22 protein-coding genes are annotated in these 25,201 nt (G+C 70.2%); 11 read left to right on the top strand and 11 right to left on the bottom strand.

Translation table 11 applies throughout. The features are described from left to right. The coding region (locus DI269_RS11290; RefSeq protein WP_157974904.1) for a tetratricopeptide repeat protein at positions 1-1,343 on the top strand (1,343 nt) is incomplete at its 5' end. Between the two features lie 46 nt (positions 1,344-1,389). Here the strand turns inward: DI269_RS11290 and DI269_RS11295 are convergent. Beyond that, entirely contained in the window at positions 1,390-1,755 is a 366-nt protein-coding gene (locus tag DI269_RS11295) for a hypothetical protein (protein WP_112135862.1), read from the bottom strand. Between the two features lie 35 nt (positions 1,756-1,790). Further along, positions 1,791-2,135 (bottom strand): hypothetical protein, encoded by a 345-nt coding sequence (locus DI269_RS11300; protein ID WP_112135865.1) that lies wholly within the window; start codon positions 2,133-2,135, stop codon positions 1,791-1,793. Between the two features lie 430 nt (positions 2,136-2,565). Between DI269_RS11300 and DI269_RS11305 the strand changes: the two genes are divergently transcribed. Together DI269_RS11305 and DI269_RS11310 are read left to right on the top strand one after the other, a co-directional pair. Beyond that, the gene (locus tag DI269_RS11305) at positions 2,566-2,856 is read left to right on the top strand and encodes a hypothetical protein (protein ID WP_112135867.1); all 291 of its coding nucleotides are present in this window, start codon (positions 2,566-2,568) and stop codon (positions 2,854-2,856) included. A gap of 59 nt (positions 2,857-2,915) precedes the next feature. Beyond that, positions 2,916-3,947: a LacI family DNA-binding transcriptional regulator gene (locus DI269_RS11310; RefSeq protein ID WP_112135869.1), complete on the top strand. Its 1,032-nt coding sequence runs from the start codon at positions 2,916-2,918 to the stop codon at positions 3,945-3,947. On the opposite strand, the gene DI269_RS27015 is transcribed toward DI269_RS11310, so the two are convergent. Beyond that, the gene (locus tag DI269_RS27015) at positions 3,948-5,390 is read right to left on the bottom strand and encodes a hypothetical protein (RefSeq protein WP_157974905.1); all 1,443 of its coding nucleotides are present in this window, start codon (positions 5,388-5,390) and stop codon (positions 3,948-3,950) included. It abuts the gene before it with no gap. 114 nt (positions 5,391-5,504) lie between these two features. Between DI269_RS27015 and DI269_RS11320 the strand changes: the two genes are divergently transcribed. Continuing rightward, entirely contained in the window at positions 5,505-6,536 is a 1,032-nt protein-coding gene (locus tag DI269_RS11320; RefSeq protein WP_112135872.1) for a hypothetical protein, read from the top strand. Positions 6,537-6,547: 11 nt separating this feature from the next. Then, complete coding sequence (locus DI269_RS11325) at positions 6,548-7,588, top strand: hypothetical protein (RefSeq protein ID WP_112135874.1); 1,041 nt, start codon at positions 6,548-6,550, stop codon at positions 7,586-7,588. Positions 7,589-7,630: 42 nt separating this feature from the next. Here the strand turns inward: DI269_RS11325 and DI269_RS11330 are convergent, their stop codons facing one another. The 3 genes from DI269_RS11330 to DI269_RS11340 all read right to left on the bottom strand — a co-directional run bounded on the left by DI269_RS11330 (position 7,631) and on the right by DI269_RS11340 (position 11,536). Beyond that, on the bottom strand, positions 7,631-8,659 hold the full coding sequence (locus DI269_RS11330; RefSeq protein ID WP_112135876.1) for a hemolysin family protein: 1,029 nt from the start codon (positions 8,657-8,659) through the stop codon (positions 7,631-7,633). Continuing rightward, a complete protein-coding gene (locus DI269_RS11335) occupies positions 8,656-10,023 on the bottom strand; it encodes a hemolysin family protein (RefSeq protein WP_112135878.1) in 1,368 nt (455 codons plus the stop codon). Before DI269_RS11335 ends, DI269_RS11330 begins: the two co-directional genes overlap by 4 nt. 184 nt (positions 10,024-10,207) lie before the next feature. Then, positions 10,208-11,536 (bottom strand): ABC transporter substrate-binding protein, encoded by a 1,329-nt coding sequence (locus DI269_RS11340; RefSeq protein WP_112135881.1) that lies wholly within the window; start codon positions 11,534-11,536, stop codon positions 10,208-10,210. Positions 11,537-11,810: 274 nt separating this feature from the next. Here DI269_RS11340 and DI269_RS11345 point away from each other — a divergent pair, with 274 nt between their 5' ends. Then, on the top strand, positions 11,811-14,825 hold the full coding sequence (locus DI269_RS11345) for an alpha-mannosidase (protein WP_112135883.1): 3,015 nt from the start codon (positions 11,811-11,813) through the stop codon (positions 14,823-14,825). A gap of 86 nt (positions 14,826-14,911) precedes the next feature. After that, positions 14,912-15,775 carry a helix-turn-helix transcriptional regulator gene (locus DI269_RS11350; protein ID WP_112135885.1) on the top strand — a complete coding sequence of 288 codons (864 nt, stop codon included), beginning with the start codon at positions 14,912-14,914 and terminating at the stop codon, positions 15,773-15,775. On the opposite strand, the gene DI269_RS11355 is transcribed toward DI269_RS11350, so the two are convergent. The 5 genes from DI269_RS11355 to DI269_RS11375 all read right to left on the bottom strand — a co-directional run bounded on the left by DI269_RS11355 (position 15,763) and on the right by DI269_RS11375 (position 20,546). Then, complete coding sequence (locus DI269_RS11355; RefSeq protein ID WP_112135888.1) at positions 15,763-16,320, bottom strand: 3'-5' exonuclease; 558 nt, start codon at positions 16,318-16,320, stop codon at positions 15,763-15,765. The genes DI269_RS11350 and DI269_RS11355 overlap by 13 nt on opposite strands. Positions 16,321-16,376: 56 nt before the next feature. Next, entirely contained in the window at positions 16,377-17,519 is a 1,143-nt protein-coding gene (locus DI269_RS11360) for a Gfo/Idh/MocA family protein (protein WP_112135980.1), read from the bottom strand. A gap of 16 nt (positions 17,520-17,535) precedes the next feature. Then, positions 17,536-18,666: a Gfo/Idh/MocA family protein gene (locus DI269_RS11365; protein ID WP_112135890.1), complete on the bottom strand. Its 1,131-nt coding sequence runs from the start codon at positions 18,664-18,666 to the stop codon at positions 17,536-17,538. Beyond that, positions 18,663-19,433 carry a ThuA domain-containing protein gene (locus DI269_RS11370; protein ID WP_112135892.1) on the bottom strand — a complete coding sequence of 257 codons (771 nt, stop codon included), beginning with the start codon at positions 19,431-19,433 and terminating at the stop codon, positions 18,663-18,665. The genes DI269_RS11365 and DI269_RS11370 overlap by 4 nt, the downstream gene beginning before the upstream one ends. A 75-nt stretch (positions 19,434-19,508) precedes the next feature. Beyond that, the gene (locus tag DI269_RS11375; RefSeq protein ID WP_198667329.1) at positions 19,509-20,546 is read right to left on the bottom strand and encodes a LacI family DNA-binding transcriptional regulator; all 1,038 of its coding nucleotides are present in this window, start codon (positions 20,544-20,546) and stop codon (positions 19,509-19,511) included. A 244-nt stretch (positions 20,547-20,790) separates the two neighbouring features. On the opposite strand from DI269_RS11375, the gene DI269_RS11380 reads away from it, so the two are divergent. The 4 genes from DI269_RS11380 to DI269_RS11395 all read left to right on the top strand — a co-directional run bounded on the left by DI269_RS11380 (position 20,791) and on the right by DI269_RS11395 (position 25,111). Further along, positions 20,791-21,483, top strand: coding sequence for an NADPH-dependent F420 reductase (locus DI269_RS11380; protein WP_112135897.1), 693 nt, complete (start codon positions 20,791-20,793; stop codon positions 21,481-21,483). Between the two features lie 168 nt (positions 21,484-21,651). Further along, a complete protein-coding gene (locus tag DI269_RS11385) occupies positions 21,652-23,319 on the top strand; it encodes an extracellular solute-binding protein (protein WP_232822709.1) in 1,668 nt (555 codons plus the stop codon). After that, complete coding sequence (locus DI269_RS11390) at positions 23,247-24,221, top strand: ABC transporter permease (protein WP_408612289.1); 975 nt, start codon at positions 23,247-23,249, stop codon at positions 24,219-24,221. The genes DI269_RS11385 and DI269_RS11390 overlap by 73 nt, the downstream gene beginning before the upstream one ends. Beyond that, on the top strand, positions 24,218-25,111 hold the full coding sequence (locus DI269_RS11395; protein WP_112135901.1) for a carbohydrate ABC transporter permease: 894 nt from the start codon (positions 24,218-24,220) through the stop codon (positions 25,109-25,111). The genes DI269_RS11390 and DI269_RS11395 overlap by 4 nt, the downstream gene beginning before the upstream one ends. Positions 25,112-25,201 lie beyond the last annotated feature (90 nt).

The raw sequence follows: 25,201 nt of genomic DNA on the forward strand, positions 1-25,201 counted from the left end.
ACCCGCGCTTCGCCCTCGCGGCGCTCGCCGCGGACCTCCGCGAGGCGGCGGGCCGGCTCGACGCGTTCACCGGTCCCGACCCGGCGACCGACGTGCGGGCGGTGTTCTCGTGGTCCTACCGGGCCCTGTCACCGGAGGCCGCCCGCATGTTCCGTCTCCTCGGCACGCACCCCGGCCCCGACCTCACCGCCGCCGCGGCGGCCTCCCTCGCGGGAACCGATGCGGCGCAGGCGCAGCGGCTGCTCGGCGAACTGGCCCACGCGAGCCTCGTGTTCGAGGCCGCGCGGGGGCGGTTCGCCCTCCACGACCTCCTGCGCGCCTACGCCGCCGGCCTCGCCGAAGCGGACGGCGAGCGGGAGGCGGCGGTGCTGCGGACCCTCGACCACTACCTCCACACCGCCGCCGCGGGCCTGCGGCTGATCAACCCCGTCCGGGACCGGGTCGCGACCGCGCCCGCCCGTCCCGGCACCGCGCCGGAGGCGCTGGAGGATGGCAGGGCCGCGATGGCCTGGTTCGCCGCCGAGCACGCCGTGATCCTCGCTGCGGTCGAGCACGCCGCGGCGTCCGGTCATGACGCCCGCTGCTGGCAGCTGGCCTGGACCGCTTCCGACTACCTTCACCGCAGCGGGCACTGGCACGACCTCGAAGCGTGCTGGGAGCGTGTCTACGCGGTCGTCGAGCCGCTCGGCGACCACGAGGCCCTCTCGCGCGTGCAGCACCGCCTCGCGTTCGCCCACGCGCTCCTCGACCATTTCGACGAGGCGGACGAACTCCTCGACCGGGCCCTGGAGCGGTGCCGGAGGCCGGGATACGAGATCCAGGAGGGCCACGTCCACCAACTGCGCGGCTACATGTGGCGCCGGCAGGGCCGGGGCGACACCGCCCTGGAGTGCAACCGCCGCGCGCTCGACCTGTACCGGTCGGCCGGGCACCTCGGCGGCCAGGCGATCGCGCTCGGCTCGATCGGCTGGCACCGCGCCACCGTCGACGAGGCGTACGAAGAGGCCCTGTCCGACTGCGAGGCCGCGCTGAGGCTCGCGGAGGCCGCAGGAGACCGGGCCGGACAGGGCGCGATCCGCGACAGCCTCGGGTGCATCCATCGCAGGCTCGGGCGGCACGAGGAGGCCGTCGCCCAGCACCAGCGCGCGGTGGACCTCAATCACGAGGTCGGACATCGGTTCGGGGAGGCCGCCGCGCTCGCGAACCTAGGCGAGACGCTCCTGGAGACCGGCGACCGGCGCGGCGCGCGGGAGGCGTGGACGCGGGCGATCGCGGTGCTTGAGGGCATCGGGCATCCCGACGTGGAGGGGCTCCGAGCCCGGCTGGCGGAGATCGGGGACTAGGCGAGCGGGGCCGCCCGTCCCGGCGGCCCCGCTCGCATTGAGCGACCTAGGAGGATCTCTGGACCATGAATCCGTTGATGGCAGAGCTCTGAGGAGAGCAGTAGGCGGTCGACCACCCGCTGGTCCGCCACTGACCGAAGCGCTGGTAGGTGTCGTCGACTCCCCAGGGCTGGCACACCACGACCGCATGCCAGGACCCGCCATTGCTCCTGTTGCACTTCACGCGCCAGCCGTGACCGATGGCCCCTTCACTTTGGCAGCCCGTCGGCCATCCCTTGATCGACACGTCATCCACGGCCGCTTCGTAGGTCGCGGGGGCTTCAGGTGTCGCGCCGGCCCCGCCCGGGATGCCGAAGAGCATGCTCGCCGCCAGCGCCAATGCGGCGAGGAGTGAGTAGATCGACTTCTTCATGTTCTCTGGTCCTTTCTCGATCTTGCCGGCCGTTGTCAGGTGCGGTCGTAGTAGGACGTCTCGAACCCTGCGGTGACGGCCTTGGAGTCTCCTTCGCAGTACGCCCGAGACCAGCCGGACCGCATCCAGGGGCCGGTGTCATCGGTGATACGGCCGTCCCTGTGGCGGCAAAGGACCAGGGCCCGGAAGGAGCCGCCGTTGTGCCTGCTGCATGTCGCGACTGATCCCCAGTCGGCGGGGATCTCGGCTCGGCAGCCGCTGGGGTGCGCCATCAGGCCCACCTCACCGGCGAACGAGGAGACCGAGGTGCCGGAGCGCGCCTCCGCTCCCTCGGCCCATGAGGCGGCCGGGGCGCTGAGGGCGAAGATGCCGCTCAGCAAGGCTCCGATCGCCGCTGCGGCCAGTGTTCGGCGGATGTTCGAATGTTTGAGCAACGTGGCTCACCTGCTCTCTCTGGTTGCACACCCAGATGAGTGAGTGCTTGATTGCAGATCGTTCCAGGGGGCGGTGGTGAAAATGTGGTGAAGACGTGAAGGGAAGTCGGGCCCGATACGGGCCGGCATGGCATCGATGAGGGGCCCGCGCGTGCGTGCCGCCCTACGCGGAGTTTGGTCACGGGCGTATAACGATCTGCTGCTAGGACGCTGGCAGGTGCGGGTTCAGGGGGGCGGAGAACGGCAGGCGGGGTGCGGGGGCGGGTGCGCGAGCTACGATGGAGGCGGGGATATCGCGCTCCAACTGCGGGAACGCAGGTGCCTAGTGGGTGGGCGCGATGTCGGATCGCCTCCGGTTGAACAGATAGGACCTCAAGTGCAGACTCCGAATGTCATCGTCTGGCCCGGCCTTGGCGACATCGTGCCCTCTCGTGCGCGAGTCCTGCGGGACGCGTTCCGCGGCCAGGGCTACAAGCTTTCGCTGTTCTGCATCGCGAGCTGCGACGTGGTCGCCGAGATGACCTCCACCGGCGCCGGGCAGGTCTCGGCCCAGGTGGGATCTACCGGCGGGACCAGCGGTTTCGCCGCCGCGGACGCCGAGACGTTCGCGGCCGAGGTCGCGAACTTCATCGAGCGCGAGCGCGAAGTCGCCAGCGCCCGCCGCTAGGGCCTTCGCCGGCTCGGTGGCGGAGCGGGGGTCTTTCATCGGGTGAATAGACTGCCGCGATGAACCCCTCCCCCGAGCCGGTCCGCAATGTCGAGGGCCCGCTTACGATCGCCCAGCTGGCTGCGCTGGCGGGCGTTTCCACTGCAACCGTGTCAAAGGTCGTGAACGGCCGGTCCGATGTCGGGGCGGTGACGCGTGATCAGATCGAGGCGCTCATCCGCAGTCACGGGTACCGCAGGCAGAGGCGGCCCGCGAAGTCGGCGGCGTTGATCGATGTGCTGTTCCATGAGCTGGCCGGCCTGTACGCGATCGAGATCCTGAACGGTGTCGAAGAGGTCGCCCGCGAGCATCGGCTCGGGGTGGTGGTCTCCGAGCTGGGCGGCAGGCATGTGCCGGGGCGGGGCTGGATCGAGGACGTGCTGGCGCGAAGGCCGCACGGGGTCGTCTCGGTGTTCACGGGGCTGACCGCGGAGCAGACCGAGCGCCTGTACAGCCGGGACATTCCGCTGGTGCTGCTGGACCCGACGGGCGATCCCGAGCATGACGCGCCTTCGATCGGGGCGAGCAACTGGAACGGCGGGCTCGCCGCGGCGAGGCACTTGATCGCGTTGGGGCACCGGCGGATTGCGGTCATCACCGGGCCGGATCATATGGAGGCCAGCCGGGCTCGGTTGGACGGGTTTCGCGCCGGGATGGATCTTGCGGGGGTGCAGATTGATCCGGCGCTTGAGCGGCATGGGGATTTTCAGATCGAGGACGGGCTCGTTCATACCCTGGAGTTGATGGGGATGGACCAGCCGCCTACTGCTGTTTTCGCTTCCAATGACGGTATGGCCCTTGGGGTTTACCATGCTGCGGCTGAGCTGGGGGTGCGGATTCCCGAGGACTTGAGCGTCGTCGGGTTCGACGACCTTCCCATGGCGGAGTGGATGATCCCGAAGCTGACCACCATCCGCCAGCCGCTCAAGGCGATGGGCGCCGCCGCCGCGAGTGCGGTCGTCGCGTTGTCGGCGGGCGAGCGGCTGTCGCAGCAGCGCATCGAGCTGGCGACCGAGCTGGTCGTGCGGGGCAGTACGTCGCCGCCCCGCTGATCACCAGAGGTCGGACGGCCAGGCGTTCAAGGTCTCCTGGTCGTACTCGCCCGTCGCCGTGACCACTTCGCCCGGCAGGAAGTAGGACGCGGTGCCCGGCAGCGCCACGCCTGCGCCCGAAGCGAGGTCGTAGGCGTAGAGGTCGCACGAGGTCCAGCCCCACATCCCCGCGTCGCCGTACAGCCACAGCGTCGAGCCGACTACGGTCGCGCGATCGCCGCTGCCGAAGTTCGCACTCGCGCTCCACAGTTCGGCGTCCGTGCTGGTGTCGTACAGCTTCAGTTTCTCTGTCTCCCAGTCGATGACCGCGATATTGGTTCCGGACAGCGCCACTGCTTGGCCTTCTCCCTCGGCCGACCAGGTCGCTTCCCCGGTTTGGGCGTCTACGATCGCGGGTTTTCCATCGATCGTCAGCGGGAGTTGATTGTCCACCGGGTCTACTGTCGGCAGTCCTCCGCAGGAGGTCAGGTCTTCGGTCTTCCTCGTCATGGCCTCTAGCTGCCAGGCCGGGTCCGACTCGCCCAGCCGGTAGCCCTCCAGAACCGCGATGCATCCGTCAGCCGGGTTGTCGTCCCAGTCGTCGTAGACGATGAGGGTGTCGCCGGAGAGGACGGCGTCGCCGCCGGTCGGGACGCTGCCGAGGCTGTCGCCGCCCTGATAGACGGTCAGGGTCCGGCTCTCGTTGCCGGTCGGGAAGGACTCGACGAGGAGGTGGTCCGGGGCGGGTTCGCCGGTCCAGGGAGTTTCCTGGACGACGCGGGCGCTCGCGTAGGTCGGGGTGGACCACTGGAGGGACAGGTCGGCGGGGTCGCGGGCGTACATGGTGCAGTCGCCGACGTGGTCGTCCTGCTCGCCGGTGCACTCGGTCATGATCACCGCGTCGGCGAAGACCGAGACGAACGAGGCCTCCTGGTCGCGCCAGAGCTCGTCGCCGGTCGCAAGGTCGAGGGCGACCGTGTCCTGGCGGCCGGGCCAGTCGTAGTCCTCGTCGGCGAGGTCGCCCATGGGAAGGGAGAGGACGACGACGTCGCCGGCCACGGCGATCTCGACGCCGTACTCCTTCCAGTCGCGGGACCAGACGGTGTCGCCGTCGCGTTCGAGTGCGAAGCGTTCGTCGGTGAGCCGGAGGGTGTCCTGGCCGAGGTGCGCGATCTGTTCGCCCTCAACCGCTTCCGCGGTCCAGAGGGGTTCGCCGGCGTAGCGGTCGACGCCTTCGGGGAGCGTTTCCCCGACGGGGTTGACGGCCGCGTCGATCGGGACGCCTTCAGGGATCTCCCCCGAGGGCCAGGTGGACTCATCGGGGAAGTCGTATGCGAGGACCGCCTCGATGAAGAAGGTCGCCGAGAAGATCGCCGCGGCCAGGACCGCGAGGCCGGCCTGCACGGTCCGCGGCCAGCTCCGGAACTCGCGCCACAGCGGGAGCGTGTCGGGGTCCGTGGACATGCGGCCTCCAATGGGCGGTCGGGTGCTCGCCTCGCACGATAACGGCGCACCGCCACCTGGCAGGCCCTCGCTATCCTCGGACCGGTCCCGCCCCGAGCCCCGGATGTGCCCACCATGCCCCAGACCGAACGCGAAAGCATGCGCGTCCTTTGGATCGTGCTGTTCGCCGCCCTGTCGATGATGCCGCTCGGCGTCTGGCAGGTCGCGCGCCAACCGAGCAACGCGGTGGAAGTGGTGACGGCGTTCATGGAGGCCTTGCAGGACAAGGACCTCGACCGGGCCTACGAGTTCGTCGGCACCGCGATCCCGACCGGGCCCGCGGCCGCGTTCCTGCGGCCCGAGGCGATCGGGGAGTGGGAGCTGCTCGCGGTCGAGCAGCCCGAGAGCCTCGCCGGGTTCCCCGAGCCGGTCACCGTGACGATCGGGACCGAGGAGGGGACGGCCCAGGGGTCCTTCGGCGTCGACGAGTACGACGGCGAGTTCACCCTCCAGGACCCGTTCCAGACCGTCACGATCACCGCCTCCTCATATCTTTCGGTGCAGGTCAACGACTTGACGGTGCCGATGCAGGTCGAGACGACCTGGTCGGCCTGGCAGAACCGCCAGGCGCAGCGGACCCTGACGCTCCTGCCGGGCGTCTACCGGTTCTTCGGCGGCGAGCAGGTCGCCCTGCTCGGCGACAACGACGGCGGGGCGGGCGCGACCATCGGCACGCCGCTTCCCAGCGGAGTGGAAGCCGCTTCACTGCAAGCGGCCGTGAACGAGTACGTCGACTCGTGCGTCGAGTACCGGTTGATCGCCCCGACTGGTTGTCCTTTTGCGACTGACGGGCAGATCGACACCGCCGAGCAGGTCCGGGTGTACGACCCGCAGGACGTGACCTGGACCGTCGAGCGGTACCCGACCGCGGCCGTCGCGCCGGGCGTCGGGCTCTACGACGAGCCGATCCTTCAGGTGGAGTTCACCGATCCGGGCCTGATCACGTTGCAGGGCACGGCGAACGTGGGCTATGACGGCCGGGAGCCGTTCACCGCGGCCTGCCGCTTCGACGGCCGGCCCCTGGTCGTCGTGATCGCCCCCGACGGCACGATCGAGCTCGCCCCGCTCGGCGAGGTCGTGACCGACTCGTGCCGGGGCACCGAGTGAAGGGGGCCCGCATGCGCGCCGGAATCGTGAAGTGGGCCTACCCGCGGCGCTGGTCGATCCTCGCGGAGGCGCTTGTCGCGATCCTGGTCTTCCTGATCGCGCTGCCCGTCGTCTTCATCGCCGGCCAGGAGCCCGCTCCCGTCCGGGTCGTCACCGCTTACCTTGAGGCGCTTCAGGACGGGGATGTGGACGAGGCCGAATCACTCGTCTCCCACTCGTACGGCATGGAGGCCGACGCCTCCTGGCTCACCGCCGAGGCGCTGTCGGGCGACTGGACGATCGAGTCGGTCGAGCTCAAGTCGGCCACCGAGATCACCGTGCACGCCGTCATCGCCGCAGGCAGCGTCCGCGCAGAAGGCGCGTTCCGTTTGGAGGGCACCGAAGGCGACCTGCGCATCGCGAACCCGTACGTCTACCTCCAGACCGGCACCCCCCTGTTCACCTCCACGGAGATCAACGGCGTCCGCGAGCAGGTGGAGACCGTCGACGAGTTCCCGGCCCCGATCGCGCTCTACCCGGGCTCCTACGCGCTCTTCGCGAACGTCCCCGAATTCGACGGCGGACTGCCGCTCCTCGCCATGCCCGGCGCCCACAGCGGGGGCTTCGGCACGGACACGGTCGATTTGGACGCGCTGATCACCGGGCCGCTCGTCGACAGCGCGGCATTCGAGACGCGGGTCAACGAGGCCGTCGCCGCGTGGATCGACTCCTGCGCCGCGAGCACGGAGATCGCCCCCGCCGGCTGCCCGTTCAGCGCGGCCTACAGCTACGGCGTCGCCTACGACGGGCACAAGGAGTTCACCGAGGTCGGCGCCCTGGAGTGGGCCGTCGAGACCTATCCGAAGGTCCGCTTCGGCCGCGACCTGCGACTCGACGTGGTCGAACCCGGGACCGTGCTCCTCACCGGGACCGGGACGGCCCTCGGGTTCGACGGCGAGTCCGCTCTCGACGGACGGTGCACAGTGGACTTCTGGAACACCGTGCCCGCGATCGGCGACGACGGAACGGTCGCGTTCACGCTCTACGCCGAGCAGGGGAACACCTGCCTGTGAACGGAGACCGGCCGCGCAGAAGGCTCTGCGCTGCCGGATCGTTCACGCGCTGGCGGCGTCCTGGACCTCGCCGATCAGCTCTTCGATGATGTCCTCCAGGAAGAGGACGCCGGTGGTCGCGCCCGCCGCGCCGATGACGCGGGCGACGTGGGCGTTCTGGGAGCGGATCTGCGCGAGCGCGTCTTCGAGCTCGGCCGCGGCCTCGACCGTCGGCAGGTCGCGGATGCGGTCCGCGGGGATCGGCGCGTCGAGGTCGGTGAGGTCGAGGACGTCCTTGAGGTGCAGGTACGTGTGCGGCGTGCCGCCGTTGCGGATGACGTAGCGGGAGTAGCCGCTCTCGGAGACCGCCGCCTGCACCTGGCGCGGCGTCGGGTCGGCCGGGAGCAGCACCAGGTCCTTCATCGGGACCTCGACGTCCTCCACCTTCTTCTCGGTGAACTCGAAAGCGGCCGTGATGGTTCCGGAGTCGTCGACGAGGGTGCCCTCGCGCTGCGACTCCTCGACGATCGTCGCCACTTCGTCGATCGTGTAAGCGCTCTGGGCCTCGTCCTTCGGTTCCACGCGGAACAGGCGCACGATGCCGTTCGCGATCGCGTTCAGGACCCAGATCAGGGGCCGCACGACCCGCGAGACGAACACCAGCGGCGGCGCCAGGATCAGCGCGGCCCGGTCGGGGACCGAGAACGCGATGTTCTTCGGGATCATCTCGCCGAAGACGACGTGCAGGAACGTCACCGCCAGCAGCGCCACCGCGAACGCGATCCCCGAGACGGCGGCCGGGGTCAGCCCGGTCCAGCCGAGCGGGTATTCGAGCAGGTGGTGGATGGCCGGTTCGGAGACGTTCAGGATCACCAGGGAGCACACGGTGATGCCGAGCTGACTGGTCGCCAGCATGAGCGTCGCGTGCTCCATGGCCCACAGGGTCGTCTTCGCCGCGCGGCTGCCCTCGGCGGCGCGCGGTTCGATCTGGGAGCGGCGCGCCGAGATGACGGCGAACTCCGCGCCCACGAAGAAGGCGTTGGCGACCAGGAGGACCACCAGCCAGACCAGTCCGGGAAGGTACTCGCTCATCGGTCGGCCTCCTGCTCGAACGTCTCCAGGATGCGCTCGCGCGTCCCGCCGAAGGCCGGGTCGGTGGCCGGGTCGTCGGGCAGGTAGCGGAGGCGGTCGATGCGGGACCCGGTCAGGCGGTCCACGCGCAGGAGCCCGCGGTCGAGGCGGACCTCCTCGCCGAGCGCGGGGATGCGCTCCAGCATGTCGAGGACGTAGCCCGCGACGGTCTCGTAGTCCTCGCCCTCGGGGATGCGCACGCCCGCGCGCTCCCAGAGCTCGTCGGGGCGCAGGGACCCCGAGAGGACGATCGAGTCGGCGTGCTTGACGATGAGGTTCTGGCGGCGGTCGTGCTCGTCGTGGACTTCGCCGAGGAGCTCCTCGACCAGGTCTTCGAGCGTGACGATCCCGGCGGTGCCGCCGTACTCGTCGACGACCACCGCGATCTGGAAGCCGCGCCCGCGCAGCGTGCCCAGGAGCGAGCCGACGCCGGCGGTCTCGGGGACCTTCAGCGGCTCGGACATGAGCTCGGTGACCGGGACGGCGCCCCGGCGGTCGAACTCGACGGCGTACGCGGTCTTGACGTGCGCGATGCCGATGACGTCGTCGACGTCCTCGCCGAGGACGGGGAACCGGGAGTGCCCGGTCCGGGCCGCTTCGGCGATCACGTCGGCGGCGGTCGCCGTGCGCTCCAAGGTCACCGCGTTCACGCGCGGGGTCATGACCTCGTCGGCGGTGTAGGCGGAGAACGTGAGCGTGCGGTGCAGCATCGCGGCCTCGTCGCGGTCGAGCGAGCCCTCGGTGGCCGAGCGGCGGATGAGGAAGCTCAGCTCCTCGGCGCTGCGCGCGCCCGAGAGCTCCTCCTTCGGCTCGATGCCCATCGCGCGGATCGTGCGGTTCGCGGTGCCGTTGAACAGCACGATGATCGGCTTGAACACGTACGTGAAGCCGAGCTGGAACGGGACCACGAGCTTCGCGGTGGCGAGGGGGACGGCCAGCGCGAAGTTCTTGGGCGCCAGCTCGCCGAGGATCATCGAGAACAGGGTGGCGACGACGATGGAGACGACCGCGCCGATGGGGCCGACGGCGCCTTCGGAGACGCCCAGGCCCAGGAGCGGTTCGCGCAGGAGCGAGCTGATGGCCGGCTCGAACGTGTAACCCGCGAGCAGGGTCGTGAGGGTGATGCCCAGCTGCGCGCTGGAGAGGTGGGTGGAGGTGACTTTCAGCGCCTTGATGGTCGGGCCGAGGCCCTTCTCGCCGCGCTCTTGCCGGCGCTCCAGTTCGGGCCGGTCGAGGTTGACCAGGGCGAACTCGGAGGCGACGAACAGTCCGGTACCGATGGTCAGTACGGCACCCGCGAGGATGCCCCAGACTTCTGTGCTCAACGCTCACCTCGCTGCGAAGCCGGGACCGGCTGTGGCCGCCCCGAGGTGAGCCAGGGTTTATGACTGGGTGAATCGTCCATGCGGACGAGGATAGCGGGGTGTCGGGGGCTTTCGCAGGGTGCGGGCGGTCGGATCACATGCCGTGTCGGGGCCCCGGACCGCGGCGCGGTCCGGGGCCGGGGGGCTACTGGGCGAGGATCTCGCGGCTGGCCTCGTCCATCTCGGTGAAGACGTCGGATTCGCGTTCGAAGGTGAAGAACGCTTCGGAGAGGGGCGAGACGGCGTCGCCGATCTCCTGGCCGTGTTCGAAGGCGGGGGTCTGGAAGAGGGTCCCGGCCTCGAACTGGGCGGTGAACGGGGTGACGTCGATGCCTTGGGCGGCGAGGGATTCGGTGGTGATCGCCATGGAGGAGGCGATGGACGGGAAGAAGCTGCCGTCGGCGCCGGCGAGGTCCTGGCATTCGGGCGAGTTCATGTAGGCGATCCAGGCGAAGGACTCGTCGGGGTGCTCGGTGCCGGCCCAGATGGAGTCGGCGTTGGAGTTGGCCATGGCGCGGCGCTCGCCTTCGGGGCCGATGACGCTGGGCGCGATGCCGACGGTGAGGTCGGGGAGGGCGTAGAAGCTGGTGGCGTTCCAGGACCCGGACTGGACCATGGCGACCGAGCCGGAGCCGAGCTGCTCGGCCTGGCCGAGGGTGAACTCGCCTTCGGCGGGGGTGAGGCCGCGGGTGGAGAGGCCGCGGAGGTATTCGGCGGTGGCGACGTAGCGGGGGTCGGAGTACCGGAGGGTGGTGGGCCAGTTGTCCTCGTCGCCGAGGGTCCAGCCGGTGGTGGCGGCGAAGTTGGCCCAGGTGTCCTGGCCGTTGACGCCGCCGGAGCCGAGGGAGTTGATGCCGTAGACGGCGACGTTCTCGGGGTCGAAGCCGGGTTCGTCGCCGCGGACGCCGTTCTCGTCGACGGTGAGGCGGGCGATGACGTCTTCGAAGGTGCCGCCGTCGTCGGGATTCCAGGTCATGTTCGCGACGTCGTCGGCGGTGAGTCCGGCGTCGGCGAGCATGTCGGCGTTGTAGTAGAAGGCGACGGTGGCCCAGTCCTTGGGGAGGCCGTAGACGCTGCCGTCGGTGTACGTCCAGGTGGGGACGCCGACGGCGAGCCGGTCGAGGTCGTAGCCGGTTGAGTCGATGTAGTCGTCGAGGGGCAGGAGCTGGCCTTGGGAGGTGTACTCGGGGTAGTTGTTCATGTGGTCCATGAACGTGTCGGGGGCGCTGCCGGCGACGAAGCCGGAGGTGAGCTTGGTCCAGTAGTCGTCCCAGGCGTACTGGGAGATCTCGACGGTGACGCCGGGGTTGGCGTCCTCGAAGGCGGGCACGCACTTCTCCCAGGACTGGGCCTGCTTCTCGTCCCAGGTCCACCACTGGACGACGGTGCCGCCGTCGGCGGAGGCGCCGCAGGCGGCGGCGGTCGCGGCGAGGACGGCGGTGGCGGCGATGGAGGCGAGGCGGGTGGGTCTCATGCTCGGCGGTTCCTGTTCGTCGGGGACGGGTGGGCACCGGTCGCCGCTCGCCGGTCGACGGCGACCACGAGGATCGTAGGGACGGCGGGGGCGGGGAGTGAATGGCTTTCTCGACGCGGACCCTGGACGTTTCGACTGATGCGTACGGCCCGGCTTCGCCCGTTTCGCGCAGCGCCCGCGGGGGCCTAGACTCGCATCGGCTCCGGGTGAATCGGCTCGGGGCCGGACCCGGCAACGCCAATGCTCAGTACCCTTCGCCACCAGGGAGTCTCCATTGCATCAGCAGCAGCAGGCCGTCAGGGAACGTCTCGACCGCTTCGTGCGGGAGCGGCTGGAACCGGCGAAGGCGCGGGCGAGCGCGCCGGTCCGGGTCGAGGCGTGGGCGGCGCCGGGCGAGCCGGTGCCGTTCGCCGAGGCCGTCGCGCAGGAGTACGCGCCGGTCGAGGAGGGCCACGCGTGGGGCCGGGCCTGGGGCACGGTGTGGTTCCGGGTCTCGGGGACCGTGCCGGCCGAGTGGTCGGCCGAGCGCGGCGAGGTCGAGCTTGAGGTGAACCCGGGGTTCATCGGCGAGGGTGCGGGCTTCCAGGTGGAGGCCCTCGTGTTCGACGGGTCCGGCAAGGCGCTGAAGGCGATCGAGCCGAAGAACGACTACGTGCGGCTGCAACTGGCGCCGGGCGAGTCGTTCGAGCTGTACGTGGAGGCCGCGGCGAATCCGGACGTGTTCATGACCGGGGAGCGGTACGCGCCGACCCCGTTGGGCCGCTGGGAGACCGCACCCGACACGCCGATCTACCGACTGGGCCGGATCGCGGTCGTGCACCGGGACGCGACGGTGTGGGAGCTGGTGCAGGACGTGGCGACGGTGCGCGGCCTGGCGCTGGAGCTGCCGGAGGGCTCGCCGCGGCGGGCCGAGCTGTTCGCGGCCCTCGACGCGATGGTCGACGCGGTCCACCCGCACGACGTGCACGGCACGGCCGTCGCGGGGCGCAAGGCGCTGCGGCGGGTGCTGGAGTCGCCGGCGGCGCGCAGCGCCCACCGGGTGTACGCGGTGGGGCACGCGCACATCGACTCGGCGTGGCTGTGGCCGGTGCGCGAGACGGTGCGCAAGTGCGCGCGCACGTTCGCGAACGTGCTGGAGCTGATGGACGCCGACCCGGACCTCATCTTCGCGTGCTCGTCGGCGCAGCAGTTCGCGTGGATCAAGGAGTTCTACCCGGAGCTGTTCGCGCGCATCAAGACCCGGGTCGCCGAGGGCCGGTTCGTGCCGGTCGGCGGGATGTGGGTCGAGTCGGACACGAACATGCCCGGCGCGGAGGCGATGGCGCGGCAGTTCGTGGAGGGGAAGCGGTTCTTCCTGGAGGAGTTCGGGATCGACACCCGCGAGGTGTGGCTGCCGGACTCGTTCGGGTACACCGGGGCGCTGCCGCAGATCGCGCGCGCGGCCGGGGCCGGGTACTTCCTGACGCAGAAGCTGTCGTGGAACGAGGTCAACAAGTACCCGCACCACTCCTTCGACTGGGAGGGCATCGACGGGACGCGGATCTTCGCGCACTTCCCGCCGGTGGACACGTACAACTCGAAGCTGTCGGCCGCCGAGCTGGCGCACACGGAGCGGAACTTCGCGGACAAGGGCCGCGCGAACATGTCCTTGGTGCCGTTCGGGTTCGGCGACGGCGGGGGCGGGCCGACCCGCGAGATGATGGCCGCCGCGCGGCGCGCGGTGGACCTGGAGGGGTCGCCCGCGGTGCGGATCGCGCCGCCGATCGTGTTCTTCGAGGACGCCGAGGCGGAACTGTCGTCGCGTCCGGTGTGGAGCGGCGAGCTGTACCTGGAGAACCACCGCGGCACGTACGCGTCGCAGGCGCGCACCAAGCGCGGCAACCGCCGCAGCGAGGCGCTCCTGCACGAGGCCGAGCTGTGGGCCGCGACCGCGACCGTGCGCACCGGCGCGGCGTACCCGCACGAGCTGCTGCGCAGCGCCTGGCAGACGGTGCTGCTCAACCAGTTCCACGACATCCTGCCGGGCTCGTCGATCGGCTGGGTGTACGACCAGGCCGCGAAGGAGTACGCGCAGATCGAGGCGGACCTGGAGCCGGTGATCACCGGTGCGGTCGAAGCGCTCGGCGCCGGTGGCGAGGGCGGGTTCGTGAACTCCGGTCCATACGAAGTGGACGGCGTACCCGCGTTCGGGGTCGGGCCGAGGCGAGTCGACGGGTCGGTCAGCGTCGAGCAGTCGGAAGGCTCGATCACGGTCGCGAACGACGCGGTCGTCCTGGTCCTCGACGCCGACGGGCTCATCATCTCGTTGGTGGACAAGGCGACCGGGCGCGAGACCGTGCCGCCGGGCGAGAAGGGCGGGCTGCTCCAGGTCTTCACCGACACGCCGCGCCAGTACGACGCGTGGGACGTGGACATCGAGTACCGGCGCTCGGGCCGCGACCTGGTGGCGGCCGACGACGTCAAGGTCGTCGAGGACGGCGGCGACCGCGCGGTCGTGCGCGTCGCGCGGACCTTCGGCTCCTCGGCGATCGTCCAGACGTTCACGCTGGAGGCCGGGCGCGGCGCGGTCGACATCGAGACCACTGTGGACTGGCATGAGCGCCAGCACATGCTGAAGTTCGCGTTCCCCGTGGACGTGCACACCTCATCGGCCCGCTCGGAGATCCAGTTCGGGCACATCGACCGGCCCACGCACACCAACACCAGCTGGGACGAGGCCCGGTTCGAGACGTGCGCGCACCGCTGGGTGCACGTCGCCGAGGCCGGTTGGGGCCTGGGCGTGGCGAACGACGCGACCTACGGACACGACGTCACGCGGCACGCGCGCAGCGGCGGCGGCACGTTCTCGGTGGTGCGCCAGACGCTCCTGAAGTCCCCGCTGTTCCCCGACCCCGAGGCCGACCAGGGCGCGCACGTCTTCCGCACCTCGCTCGTGCCCGGCGGCGTCGCCGAGGCCGTGCGGACCGGGTACCGGCTCAACCTGCCGCTGCGGGCCGCCGCGGCGGGCGCGGTCGCGCCGCTGGTGTCGGTCGCGAACCCGGCCGTGGTGGTGGAGACCGTGAAGCTGGCCGAGGACGGCTCCGGCGACGTGGTCGTGCGCCTCTACGAGGCGCACGGGACGCGGACCGAGGCCGTGCTGGAGCTGGGCTTCACGGCAGCGTCGGTGGCCGAGACGGACCTGCTGGAGCGCGAGAGCGAGCAGGCGGCCGTGACCGGCGTCGACGGCGGCTCGGTGTCGCTCGCCTTGCGGCCGTTCCAGCTCGTGACGCTGCGGATGCCGCGCGCATAAGCGATCGGCGGGCCGGGCGCATGCCCGGCCCGCCGGTGAGAGCAACGTCCCTGGACGATCCGCCGCCAGGCGTGTTGTATTGGCGCATGCCGATCGCAGAGGGCTTCCGCGGGCACCGCATGGTCGTGGTCCCGCGCCCGCAGGTCGCCGAGGCGCTGCGGCGGCCGGTCACGCGCCGACTCCTGGTGACCGACGCGGGCTGCTACCCGGCCGCCGCCGACCACCGGATGCAGCGCCCGCGCGGCATCGACGAGGCGATCCTCATCGTCTGCACCTCCGGCACCGGCTGGGCCCGCGTCGGCTCGGCCATGCACCGCCTCGGGGCGTGGCAGGCGCTCGTCATCCCCAGCGGCGTCCCGCACGAGTACGGGGCCGACGCGCGCGACCCCTGGACGATCTGGTGGGCGCACCTCGCCGGGACCGACGTCGCCGAACTCATCGAAAGCCTTGAGGCCACGGCCGACCGGCCCGTCGTCCCGGTCCGCGCCATCGACCGCGCCGTGGCCCTCCTCGACGAGATCGTCACCGGCCTCGAACGCGACCAGTCCCCCGTCCGCCTCCTCGGCGCGGCCGGGGCCGCGTGGAAGCTCCTGACCCAGATCAACGTCGACCGGCTCCTGCCCGAACCCGGCGACCCGCTCCAGCGGGCCATGAACTACCTGGCCGAACGCCTCGACGGCAAGGTGAAGGTCTCGGACCTGGCGAGCCTCGTCGGCGTCTCGCCCTCGCACCTGGGCGCCCTGTTCCGCAAGGCGACCGGCGGCGGCGTCCTCGCCCACCACACCGCCCTGCGCATGGCCCGCGCCCGGCAGCTCCTCGACGCCACCGACGCGACGGTCACCGAGATCGCCTTCGACCTGGGCTTCGACGACGCCTTCTACTTCTCGCGCGTCTTCCGCCGCCACCACGGCATGAGCCCCAGCGACTTCCGCAGGCGCTACACCGGCTGAACCCAGTCGCCGGACTCGACCAGGCCGAGCACGAGCGCGGCGATGTTCCAGGCGTCGTCGGCGCCGCTGTGGTGGCGGCCTTCGAGCGGGAGGCCGGCGATGTCGAGGGCGGTGTGCATGCCGGGGCGGCGCTTGAGGCCGCGCGCCTCGGTGAAGCGGAGCTTGACGTTGGTGTGGCGGCCGGAGAACGGGTATCGAGTGCCGGTGGCCTTGGCCTGGCGCTGGAACTGGTTGCGGTCGTAGTCGCCCCAGCTGGCCCACGGACGCGAGTCGGCGCGGTGCTCACCGGTGAGGAGGCGGCAGGCTTCGGCGAACTCGACGCCGGTGTCCACTTCGGCCTGGGTGAGGCCGGTGAGCTCGGTGCAGAACTCGCTGACGCGCGAGCGGCGGGGCCGGACCAGGATGCGGTGCTTCGAGACGCGTTCGCGGGTAGCAAGGTCCACGACGGTGAGGCCGATCTCGATGATCTCGCTGACGGCCCCGGCGGGCGGCTGACCGTCCCAGCAGGTGGCCTCGACGTCCACGACGTTGAGCAGGGTGTCCATGCCTTGCAGCGTAAAGGGCCCGTCCACCGGGTTTCGGCGGACGGACCCTTCTCGGATCAGACTGCGGTCCAGCGGCTCTCGTCGCCGGCGCTCGCCTCGACCGCGGCCAGGACCTTCTGGACCTGGAGCGCGTCGGGGAACGACGGGGTCGGCTGCTCGCCCGCCGCGATGGCGTTGGTGAGGTCCACGACCTGGTGGGTGAAGGCGTGCTCGTACCCGAGGCCGTGCCCGACCGGCCACCAGTTCCCGGTGTACGGGTGCTCGGGCTCGGTGGCCTGGATCTTGCGGAACCCGGAGTTGGGGCCCTCGCCCGAGTCGTAGAACCACAGCGAGTTCATGTCCTCGAAGTCGAACGCCAGGGAAGCCTTGGAGCCGTTGAGCTCCAGGCGCATCGCGTTCTTGCGGCCGAGCGCGAAGCGGGTGGCCTCGAAGACGCCGATCGCCTGGTTGTCGAACCGCGCCGTGAAGACCGCCGCGTCGTCCACGGTGACCGGGCCCTTCGGACCGTCGGTGCCGCCGTGACCGCCCAGGCCCACGAAGTCGCCGCCGACCGGGCGCTCCTTGACGAAGGTCTCCAGGATCGCCGAGACGCCCGTGACGTTCGAACCCGCGATCCACTGCGCCGCATCGATGATGTGCGCGCCGATGTCCCCGAGGGACCCCGAGCCGGACTTCGACTTGTCGAGGCGCCAGGTCAGGGGCGCGTTCTCGTCGGTGAGCCAGTCCTGGAGGTACTGCGCCCGCACGTGGCGGATCTCCCCCAGCGCGCCCGAGTCGACCAGGCGCTTGGCGAGCGACAGCGCCGGGGTGCGGCGATAGCTGAACCCGCACATGGCAAGGACGCCACGGGCTTTCGCGGCCTCGGCCGCGGCGGTCATCAGCTCGGCCTCTTCGACGGAGTTCGCCAGGGGCTTCTCGCACAGCACGTGCTTGCCCGCTTCGAGCGCGGCGATCGCGATCTCGGCGTGCAGGTTCCCGGGGACGCAGATGTCGATGAGGTCGATGTCGTCGCGCTCGATGAGGCGGCGCCAGTCGGTCTCGACCGAGTCCCAGCCGAGCTTGACCGCGGCGGCGGCGACCCGCTCGGGGTCGCGCCCGGCGAGGGCGGTCATCTCGATGCCGAGCGGCAGGTCGAAGAAGCGCGGCGCGGTGCGCCACGCGTGCGAGTGGGCCGCGCCCATGAAGGCGTACCCGACCATGCCGATGCGAAGCTTCTCAGTCACTGCGGCTCCCTCGGTTCAGGCCGTCGCGGACCGACGGCCAGCTGTGCAACACGGTGAGGATATCGGCGTCCGTCGTTGCCGCGAGCGCGGTGTCGTAAGAGCCGTCGAGGATCTCGTCCATCGAGACGCGCCGTCCCTCGGCGGCGCTGCGGATCGCGGCCTCGACCATGGCGAGACTGAGGAGGTTCGCGTGGACGCGGCCCATCGGCTCGCGGCCGGTGCGCAGCGCGGCGGTGAACTCGCGCAGGGACCCGGCGATGCCGTCGCCGGGGTCCTCGGCGACGGCCTTGGACTCCGGGTCCGCTTGCGGGTCGCCGTCGCCGTCCCACACGGTGGTGCCGTGCTCGGCGGAGACGCGCCAGGCGCCGTTCCAGGAGGTCTCGAAGCCGGGGCTGCACCAGGACCCGTTGAACGTGAACCTCGCGCCGCCCTCCATCTCGAAGGCGGCGGTGGCGGCCGCGTTCCCGGCGTACCAGGACCACGGCGGGTTGTACTCCTCGCAGACGACCGCGACGGGGTCGGCGTCGAGGAGGAAGCGCGCCATGTCGAACTGGTGGATCGCCATGTCGAGCAGGAGCGGGCTGTCCATCTCGTCGCGGAAGCCGCCGAAGCGCGGGGCCTTGAAGAAGTCGACCGCGACGATCCCGATGCGCCCCAGGGATTCGAGCTGCCGCTTGGCCTGGAAGAGGCCGCGGTTGTAGCGGCGGGACTGGCTGACCATGAACAGGTGCCCGGTCAGCTCGGCCGCGGCGGCGAGCGCGATGCCCTCGGCGACCGTGGCGGCCACCGGCTTCTCCCCCAGGACCGGCAGCCCGGCCTTGAGGGCGGCGATCGTGACCGGGTGGTGGGCTTCGGGGATGGTGGCGTTGACGATCGCGTCGGCGCCGGTGCGCTTGGCGAGTTCGACCGCGTCGGTGCCGGTTTCAAGATCAGTGCCGGTGGCGATGTCGCGGCCGAGGTCGGCCGCGGCGGACTCGGTGGCGGCCGGGTAGAGGTCGGCGATGCCGACAAGTTCGGTGTCCGGGTCGGCCTCGATGGTGTGCATCCAGGCGCGGCCCATGCCGCCGGCGCCGACCACGACGAGGCGAAGGGGCCCTTCGGAGGTCAGGGTTTGGAAGCTCATCGTTCGAACGCCCCGCGGTAGCCCTGGCCGTTGAAGAAGTCGTCGGTGTCGTAGCGCAGGAGGGTGGGGGTCTCGCGCTCGCGGTCGGGGCGGGCCCATTCGATGCCGTTGGCGATGACGTGGTTGACGTCGGGGTGGTGGTAGACGGGGAAGTCCTGGTCGCCGGGGCTGAAGTAGAAGATCCGGCCGAAGCCGCGGCGGTAGGTCATGCCGGAGCGGAAGACCTCGCCGCCGGTGAACCCGGAGATGAAGATGAGTTCGTCGGGGGTGGGGACGTCGAAGTACTCGCCGTACATCTCCTGCTCGGGGATGACGATCGGGTTGGGGATGCCGCGGGCGATGGGGTGCTGCGGGTTGACGGTCCACACCAGTTCGCGGTCGTGCTCGCTGCGCCAGCGCAGGGTGCAGGTGGTGCCCATGAGCTTCGTGAAGATCTTCGACCAGTGTCCGGAGTGGAGGACGACCAGGCCCATGCCGGCGAGGACGTGGCGGTGGACGCGGTCGACGACCTCGTCGGCGACCTCGCCGTGGGCGGCGTGGCCCCACCAGACGAGCACGTCGGTGGCGTCGAGGACGTCGGAGGTCAGGCCGTGCTCGGGCTCGTCCTGGGTGTGGGTGGTGATGACGGCCTTGTCGCCCAGCCATTCGCCGACGCCCTTGGCGATGGCGCCGTGCATGCCGTCGGGGTAGCGCTCGGCCACGGACGGCTCGACCTGCTCGTGGCGGTTCTCGCCCCAGATGACGGCGCGGATCGGTGCATTGGACATGCAGTGGTGCTCCTTATGAGTGTTTTATGCGTTGTGAGCTTATAAAGCGGCGGGTGTATTCGGTTTCGGTCCGGTTCATGCGGACCGGTCCGTGCTGGAGCGGACGGTGAGGGTCGGCGCCAGCAGCACGTGTTCGGGGGTCTCGGTCCTGGTGATGACCAGGCGCACGAGTTCGGCGGCGATCTCGGCGGAGGCCTGGCGGACGGAGGTGATGCCGACCGGGCCGAATCCCGTGAGGGGCGTGTCGTCGTAGCCGGTGACGGCCACGTCGCGGCCGGGGACGAGGCCGCGGGCCTGGAGGGTGATCACCGCGCCCGCGGCGAGGGTGTCGGCCTTGCAGATGATCGCGGTCGGGGGGTTCGGCGAGTCGAGGAGGTCGGCGGTGAGGCGCACGCCGGAGGCGAGGTCGCTGCCGCTGGGGGCGATCCGGGCGTCAGCGGTCGAGGAGTGGAGTCCGAGGCGCTCGCAGGCGTCGCGGTAGCCGTTCTCGCGCTGGACCATGGTGACGCTGTTGCGGTTGGCGCCGATGTAGGCGAGTTCGCGGTGGCCGCGGTCGTGGACGTGCTGGACGGCGAGCTCGATGCCTTGGGCGGCATCGCCTTCGGCCCAGGACCAGGGGCTGTCGAAGGCGCGGTCGGTGCGGCCGTAGGCGGCGAAGGGGATGCCGCGGGCGTGGAGTTCGACCGGGCGCGGGTCGGCGGGGCCGACGTTGGAGATGACGAACCCGGCGACGGACTGGCCGAAGTACAGGTCCTCGCACACGCCCATGAGCGCGGCGGGGTCCTGCTGGGTGATGAGGGTGAGGTTGCGGTCGGCGGTCTGGCAGGCGGCGGCGAGGTCGTGGAGGAAGACGTCCATGTACTGGTTGCCGACGGTGTCGATGTGCGGGAGGACGTAGCCGATCTGGCGCGGCTGGGCGAGGCGGAGGCTGCGGGCGACGAGGTTGTTGCGGTACCGCAGCTCGGCCATGGCGGCGTGGACCTTCGCGCGGGTGGCCTCGGCGACGACCTCGGGGCGGTTGATGACGTTCGAGACGGTCATGACCGAGACGCCGGCGCGGTCGGCGACGTCGGCCATGCTGGCCTTGCGTCGCCCGTCGGGGGTGCCGCCCATGCGCCGCCTCCGATCGTCACTGGTCGTCACTGGTCGCGCCGCGGGCGATTTTAAGCATAAAGTCGCGGGCCGGTCAAGCGCCTTCCTCGCGTTTCCGCTCGCATTCCCGGGCGCTGTCGCACCCGGAAGGCACCCTTGCAGCCGGGGGCGACCTCGAATCGAATAACCCTCGCGTTCCCGGGGCATGGTGCAGAACACCCTCAATGGGGGAATTCAGGCGCCCGTTCACTAGTTGCACACGAGTATGAGCACAATCGGATTGATCGGCAGCGGCAACATCGGCGGCGCCATCGCGCGCCTCGCCGTCAAGGCGGGGCACAGCGTGGTCCTGAGCAACAGCCGCGGGCCGGAGACGCTCGCGGACCTCGTCGCGGAGCTGGGGCCGAACGCCCGCGCCGCGACGCCCGCCGAGGCCGCGGCCGCGGGCGACCTGGTCGTCGTGACCATCCCGCTGAAGGCCTACAAGACCGTCCCGGTCGAGGAGCTGCGCGGCAAGGTCGTCTTCGACACGAACAACTACTACCCCGAGCGCGACGGCCACATCGCCGAGCTCGACGACGAGTCGACCACCGTGTCGGAGCTGCTCCAGGCGCACCTGCCGGAGTCGTTCGTCGTCAAGGGCTTCAACAATATCTACCAGGGGCACGTGGGCGAGCTGGCCCGCCCGGCCGGGGACCCCGAGCGCTCGGTCCTGGCGATCGCCGGTGACGACGCGGCCGCCAAGAAGACGGTCACCGACTTCCTCGACTCGCTCGGCTACGGCGCCTACGACGTCGGCCCGCTGGCCGAGGGCTGGCGCTTCCAGCGCGACACCCCTGCGTACGGGGTGTTCTTCACCGAGAAGTTCTCCTTCGACGCCGTGCCGGCCGCGCGCCAGGTGACGCCGGAGGTCATCGAGCCGCTCCTGAAGGCCGCCAAGCGATACCGCGACATGTAAGCACCGAACACCGCGAGCCCGGATCGACGAACGTCGACCCGGGCTCCTTGCGTTTCCCATCGATGTAGTTATATTAGTTTGGACGTACGACAAACATAACGGCTTCCGACCTTCGCACCACCGGCCTTCGGCGAAGAGCACCTGCATCCCCCGATGAAAGGCATCCCCATGGGCGACAACCCGAGCCGATCACTGTTCCGCCTCGACCGCCGGTCGCTGTTCCAAGTCGGGGCGGGCGCCGCCGCCGCGACCTCGCTCGCGGCCTGCGGCGAACTCGACGAGGGGCCCGAGGGCACCGCCGCCGGGTCCGACGAGCTCGCCGAGCTCCTGCCGACGTACACGCCGTACGAGGGCGGCATCGCGCCCGACCTCCCCGGCCAGGCCGACGGCACCGTCACCCCCGGCTTCCTCTCGCGCCCGGCCGAACCGGTCCAGGCGATCGCCGAGCCGCCGATGACCACCGGCGAGGACATCACCGCGATCACTCCCCTGTGGAACCCGACGCCGCCGGGCCTGCCCGACAACTCGTACTTCACCACCGTGAACGGGATCCTCGGCGGCACCGTCGTGTTCAACATCGCCGACGGCAACAACTACCTCGACAAGATCACCACCACGCTCGCCGGCGGCGACGTCCCGGACATGTTCCAGATCCCCGGCTGGGAGATCGTGAACATCTCCGACTTCGGCGAGGCCGCGAACGAGCTGTTCGCCGACCTCTCGCCCTACCTCGCCGGGGACAAGGCCAAGGACTACCCGCTCCTCGCCTCCTACCCCACGGCCGCCTGGGCCATGGGCGTCTTCGGCGGCAAGCTCCTCGGCATCCCCTGGGAGCGGTCGCCGTACACGAACGCCCTGTTCACCCGCCAGGACATCCTCGACGAGCTGGGCCTGGAGCACCCCACGAACCTCGAAGAGCTGCTGGCGATCGCCGAGGAGGTCAACGACCCCTCGAACAACCGCTGGGCGTTCGCGAGCCTCGACCAGACCGTTCAGGAGGCCATGGGCGTCCCGACACTGTGGAGGATCGAGGACGGGAAGCTGGTCCACAAGTTCGAGACCCAGGCGTTCGCCGACGCCATCGAGTTCACCCGCCAGGCCTTCGACAAGGGCCTGGTCCACCCCGACTACGTGGCCGACCGCAGCACGAACGCGAAGGAGCTCATCGGCTCCGGGCAGGCCGTGTTCTTCGAGGACGGCGTCGGCGCCTGGCACGAGATGTTCCAGACCTACCGCGGCGTCGAGGGCTTCGACCTCCAGATCGTGGACCCGCTCGCCCGCGAGGCCGGCGGCGCCGCCACGATCTGGCGCGACGACCCCGCCGGGATGTTCACCTTCATCAAGAAGGACCTCTCCGAGGAGCGCGTCAAGGAGTGCCTGCGGGTCGCCAACTGGTGCTCGGCGCCGTACGGCACCGTCGAGTACGACCTGGTCTCCGACGGCGTCGAAGGCGTCCACTTCACCGTCGACGCCGAGGGCGTGCCCCAGCGCACCGAGCTGGGCCAGACCGAGGTCGCCCCCACCTACATGTTCCTGTCCGGGCGCGCGAACGCGAACAACAAGTTCCAGTACCCGGGCATGGTCGAGCGCCTGCACGAGTGGGAGACCACCGCCGCGCCGGCCCTCGACGACAGCCCGTTCCAGGGCCTGCGCGTCGAGATGCCCTCCGACCTCTCGGCCGAGAACGAGCCGATGAAGGACGCCTTCCACGAGATCTACCGCGGCCAGCGCGAAGTGGCCGACTGGCCGGGCATTGTGGACGACTGGCGCGCGAAGGTCGGCGATTCCGCCCGCGAGTACTACACCGGCGTCGCGGAGGACAACGACCGACTGTGAGCGCCCGTCTGAAGCGGGACTGGCCGCTGCTGCTCATGGCGGCGCCGATGATGCTGCTGGTGTGGGGGTTCTGGTGGATCCCCGCACTGGGCAACGTCATCGCGTTCCAGGACTACAAGCCCTACACCGGCGGGATCTTCGGATCCACCATCGTGGGGTTCACGCACTTCCAGCTGCTGTTCGCCGACCCCGCGTTCACGCGGGCGCTGGTGAACACGCTGTCGATCACCGCGTTCCAGGTGGTCTTCTACTTCCCGGTGCCGATCGCGCTCGCGCTGCTCATGCACTCGCTGGTGTCCGAGCGGCTGCGGTCGATGCTCCAGAGCGTGGTCTACCTGCCGTACTTCTTCTCCTGGGTGCTCGTCATCGCGATCTTCCAGCAGATGCTCGGCGGCGCGGGCCTGCTCAGCCAGACGTTGCGGGCCAACGGTTTCGAGGGCGTCGACTGGATGACGAATCCGGACACGTTCATCCTGCTGGTGACCTCGCAGGCGATCTGGAAGGAGGCCGGGTTCGGGGCGATCATCTTCCTCGCGGCCCTGGCCGCGATCGACCCGAACCTGTACGAGGCCGCCGCGGTCGACGGGGCCGGGCGGTGGCGGCGGCTGTGGCACATCACGCTGCCGGGCATCCGGCCGGTGATCGTGCTGCTGCTGATCCTGCGGCTCGGCGACGCGCTGAACGTCGGGTTCGAGCAGTTCTTCCTGCAGCGCAGCGCGGTCGGGTCGCAGGCGTCCGAAGTGTTCGACACGTTCGTGTACTACAGCGGCGTCCGCACCGGCGACTTCGACTACGGGGCCGCGGCGGGGCTGTTCAAGGGCGTGGTCGGGCTCGTGCTGATCCTGGCCGCCAACAAGGCCGCCCACCTGCTGGGCGAACGGGGGGTGTACTCGAAGTCATGAGCGCCAATGCGAAACGGGCCGCGTGGGAAGAGAAGCCCACGGTCGGAGGGCAGGCGCTGAAGGGCGCGAGCATCATCGTGATCGCCCTGCTGATCCTGTTCCCGCTCTACACGATCGCCTTGACGAGCCTGTCGAGTTCGGAGACGGTCAACCGCGTCGGCGGACTCGTGGTCTGGCCCGGCGACGGGATCACCTTCGAGGCGTACGAGCAGATGTTCCGCAACCCGGTGGTCCTGCGCAGCCTCCTGGTGTCCCTGGGGATCACGGCGGTCGGGACGACGATCAGCGTGGTCGTGTCGATCCTCGGCGCGTACTCGCTGTCGCGGCCGGGGTCGTTCGGGCACCGGACGGTGCTGTTCTCGGTCCTGCTGATGTTCGTGATCTTCCCGGGCCTCATCCCGGTCTACCTGTGGGTGAGCGCGATCGGGTTGCGGGACAACTACCTGGCGATGATCCTGCCGATGGCGGTGTCGGCGTTCAACGTCGTGGTGCTGCGGGCGTTCTTCATGAGCCTGCCGCAGGAGCTGTTCGACGCGGCGCGCATCGACGGGGCCGGGGAGTTCCGGGTGCTGTGGCAGATCGTGGCGCCGCTGTCGAAGGCGGTGATCGCGGTGGTGACGCTGTTCTACGCGGTCGCGTACTGGAACAACTGGTTCAACGCGTTCCTGTACCTCGACGACACCTCGAAGTGGCCGCTCGCGCTCGTGCTGCGCACGTACGTGGTCGAGTCCTCGCCGCTGCCGCAGGCCTCGGGCCTGAGCACCGCGCCGCCGACGCTCGCGGTGAAGATGGCGATCGTCATGATCGCGATCATCCCCGCGCTGATCATCTACCCGTTCGTGCAGAAGCACTTCAAGAAGGGCGTCATCATCGGCGCCGTCAAGGGCTGAGTGCGCACAGGGCCCGGATCGCACCTCTCGTAGGAGGTGCGATCCGGGCCCTTTCGGTTCGGCTAGTCGCGCTTGAGGTCCACGAGCGCG

Origin of the sequence: Glycomyces dulcitolivorans, assembly GCF_003265355.1 — a bacterium.
Classification (GTDB): Bacteria; Actinomycetota; Actinomycetes; order Mycobacteriales; family Micromonosporaceae; genus Glycomyces; species Glycomyces dulcitolivorans.

Coding starts and splice junctions, on each gene's coding strand:
- DI269_RS11360 (WP_112135980.1), bottom strand. CDS start 17,519: ATGGTCGGGTACGCCTTCATGGGCGCGGCCCACTCGCACGCGTGGCGC.
- DI269_RS11350 (WP_112135885.1), top strand. CDS start 14,912: ATGCCGATCGCAGAGGGCTTCCGCGGGCACCGCATGGTCGTGGTCCCG.
- DI269_RS11375 (WP_198667329.1), bottom strand. CDS start 20,546: ATGGGCGGCACCCCCGACGGGCGACGCAAGGCCAGCATGGCCGACGTC.
- DI269_RS11355 (WP_112135888.1), bottom strand. CDS start 16,320: ATGGACACCCTGCTCAACGTCGTGGACGTCGAGGCCACCTGCTGGGAC.
- DI269_RS11385 (WP_232822709.1), top strand. CDS start 21,652: ATGGGCGACAACCCGAGCCGATCACTGTTCCGCCTCGACCGCCGGTCG.
- DI269_RS11395 (WP_112135901.1), top strand. CDS start 24,218: ATGAGCGCCAATGCGAAACGGGCCGCGTGGGAAGAGAAGCCCACGGTC.
- DI269_RS11380 (WP_112135897.1), top strand. CDS start 20,791: ATGAGCACAATCGGATTGATCGGCAGCGGCAACATCGGCGGCGCCATC.
- DI269_RS11365 (WP_112135890.1), bottom strand. CDS start 18,666: ATGAGCTTCCAAACCCTGACCTCCGAAGGGCCCCTTCGCCTCGTCGTG.
- DI269_RS11310 (WP_112135869.1), top strand. CDS start 2,916: ATGAACCCCTCCCCCGAGCCGGTCCGCAATGTCGAGGGCCCGCTTACG.
- DI269_RS11320 (WP_112135872.1), top strand. CDS start 5,505: ATGCCCCAGACCGAACGCGAAAGCATGCGCGTCCTTTGGATCGTGCTG.
- DI269_RS27015 (WP_157974905.1), bottom strand. CDS start 5,390: ATGTCCACGGACCCCGACACGCTCCCGCTGTGGCGCGAGTTCCGGAGC.
- DI269_RS11330 (WP_112135876.1), bottom strand. CDS start 8,659: ATGAGCGAGTACCTTCCCGGACTGGTCTGGCTGGTGGTCCTCCTGGTC.
- DI269_RS11340 (WP_112135881.1), bottom strand. CDS start 11,536: ATGAGACCCACCCGCCTCGCCTCCATCGCCGCCACCGCCGTCCTCGCC.
- DI269_RS11325 (WP_112135874.1), top strand. CDS start 6,548: ATGCGCGCCGGAATCGTGAAGTGGGCCTACCCGCGGCGCTGGTCGATC.
- DI269_RS11295 (WP_112135862.1), bottom strand. CDS start 1,755: ATGAAGAAGTCGATCTACTCACTCCTCGCCGCATTGGCGCTGGCGGCG.
- DI269_RS11370 (WP_112135892.1), bottom strand. CDS start 19,433: ATGTCCAATGCACCGATCCGCGCCGTCATCTGGGGCGAGAACCGCCAC.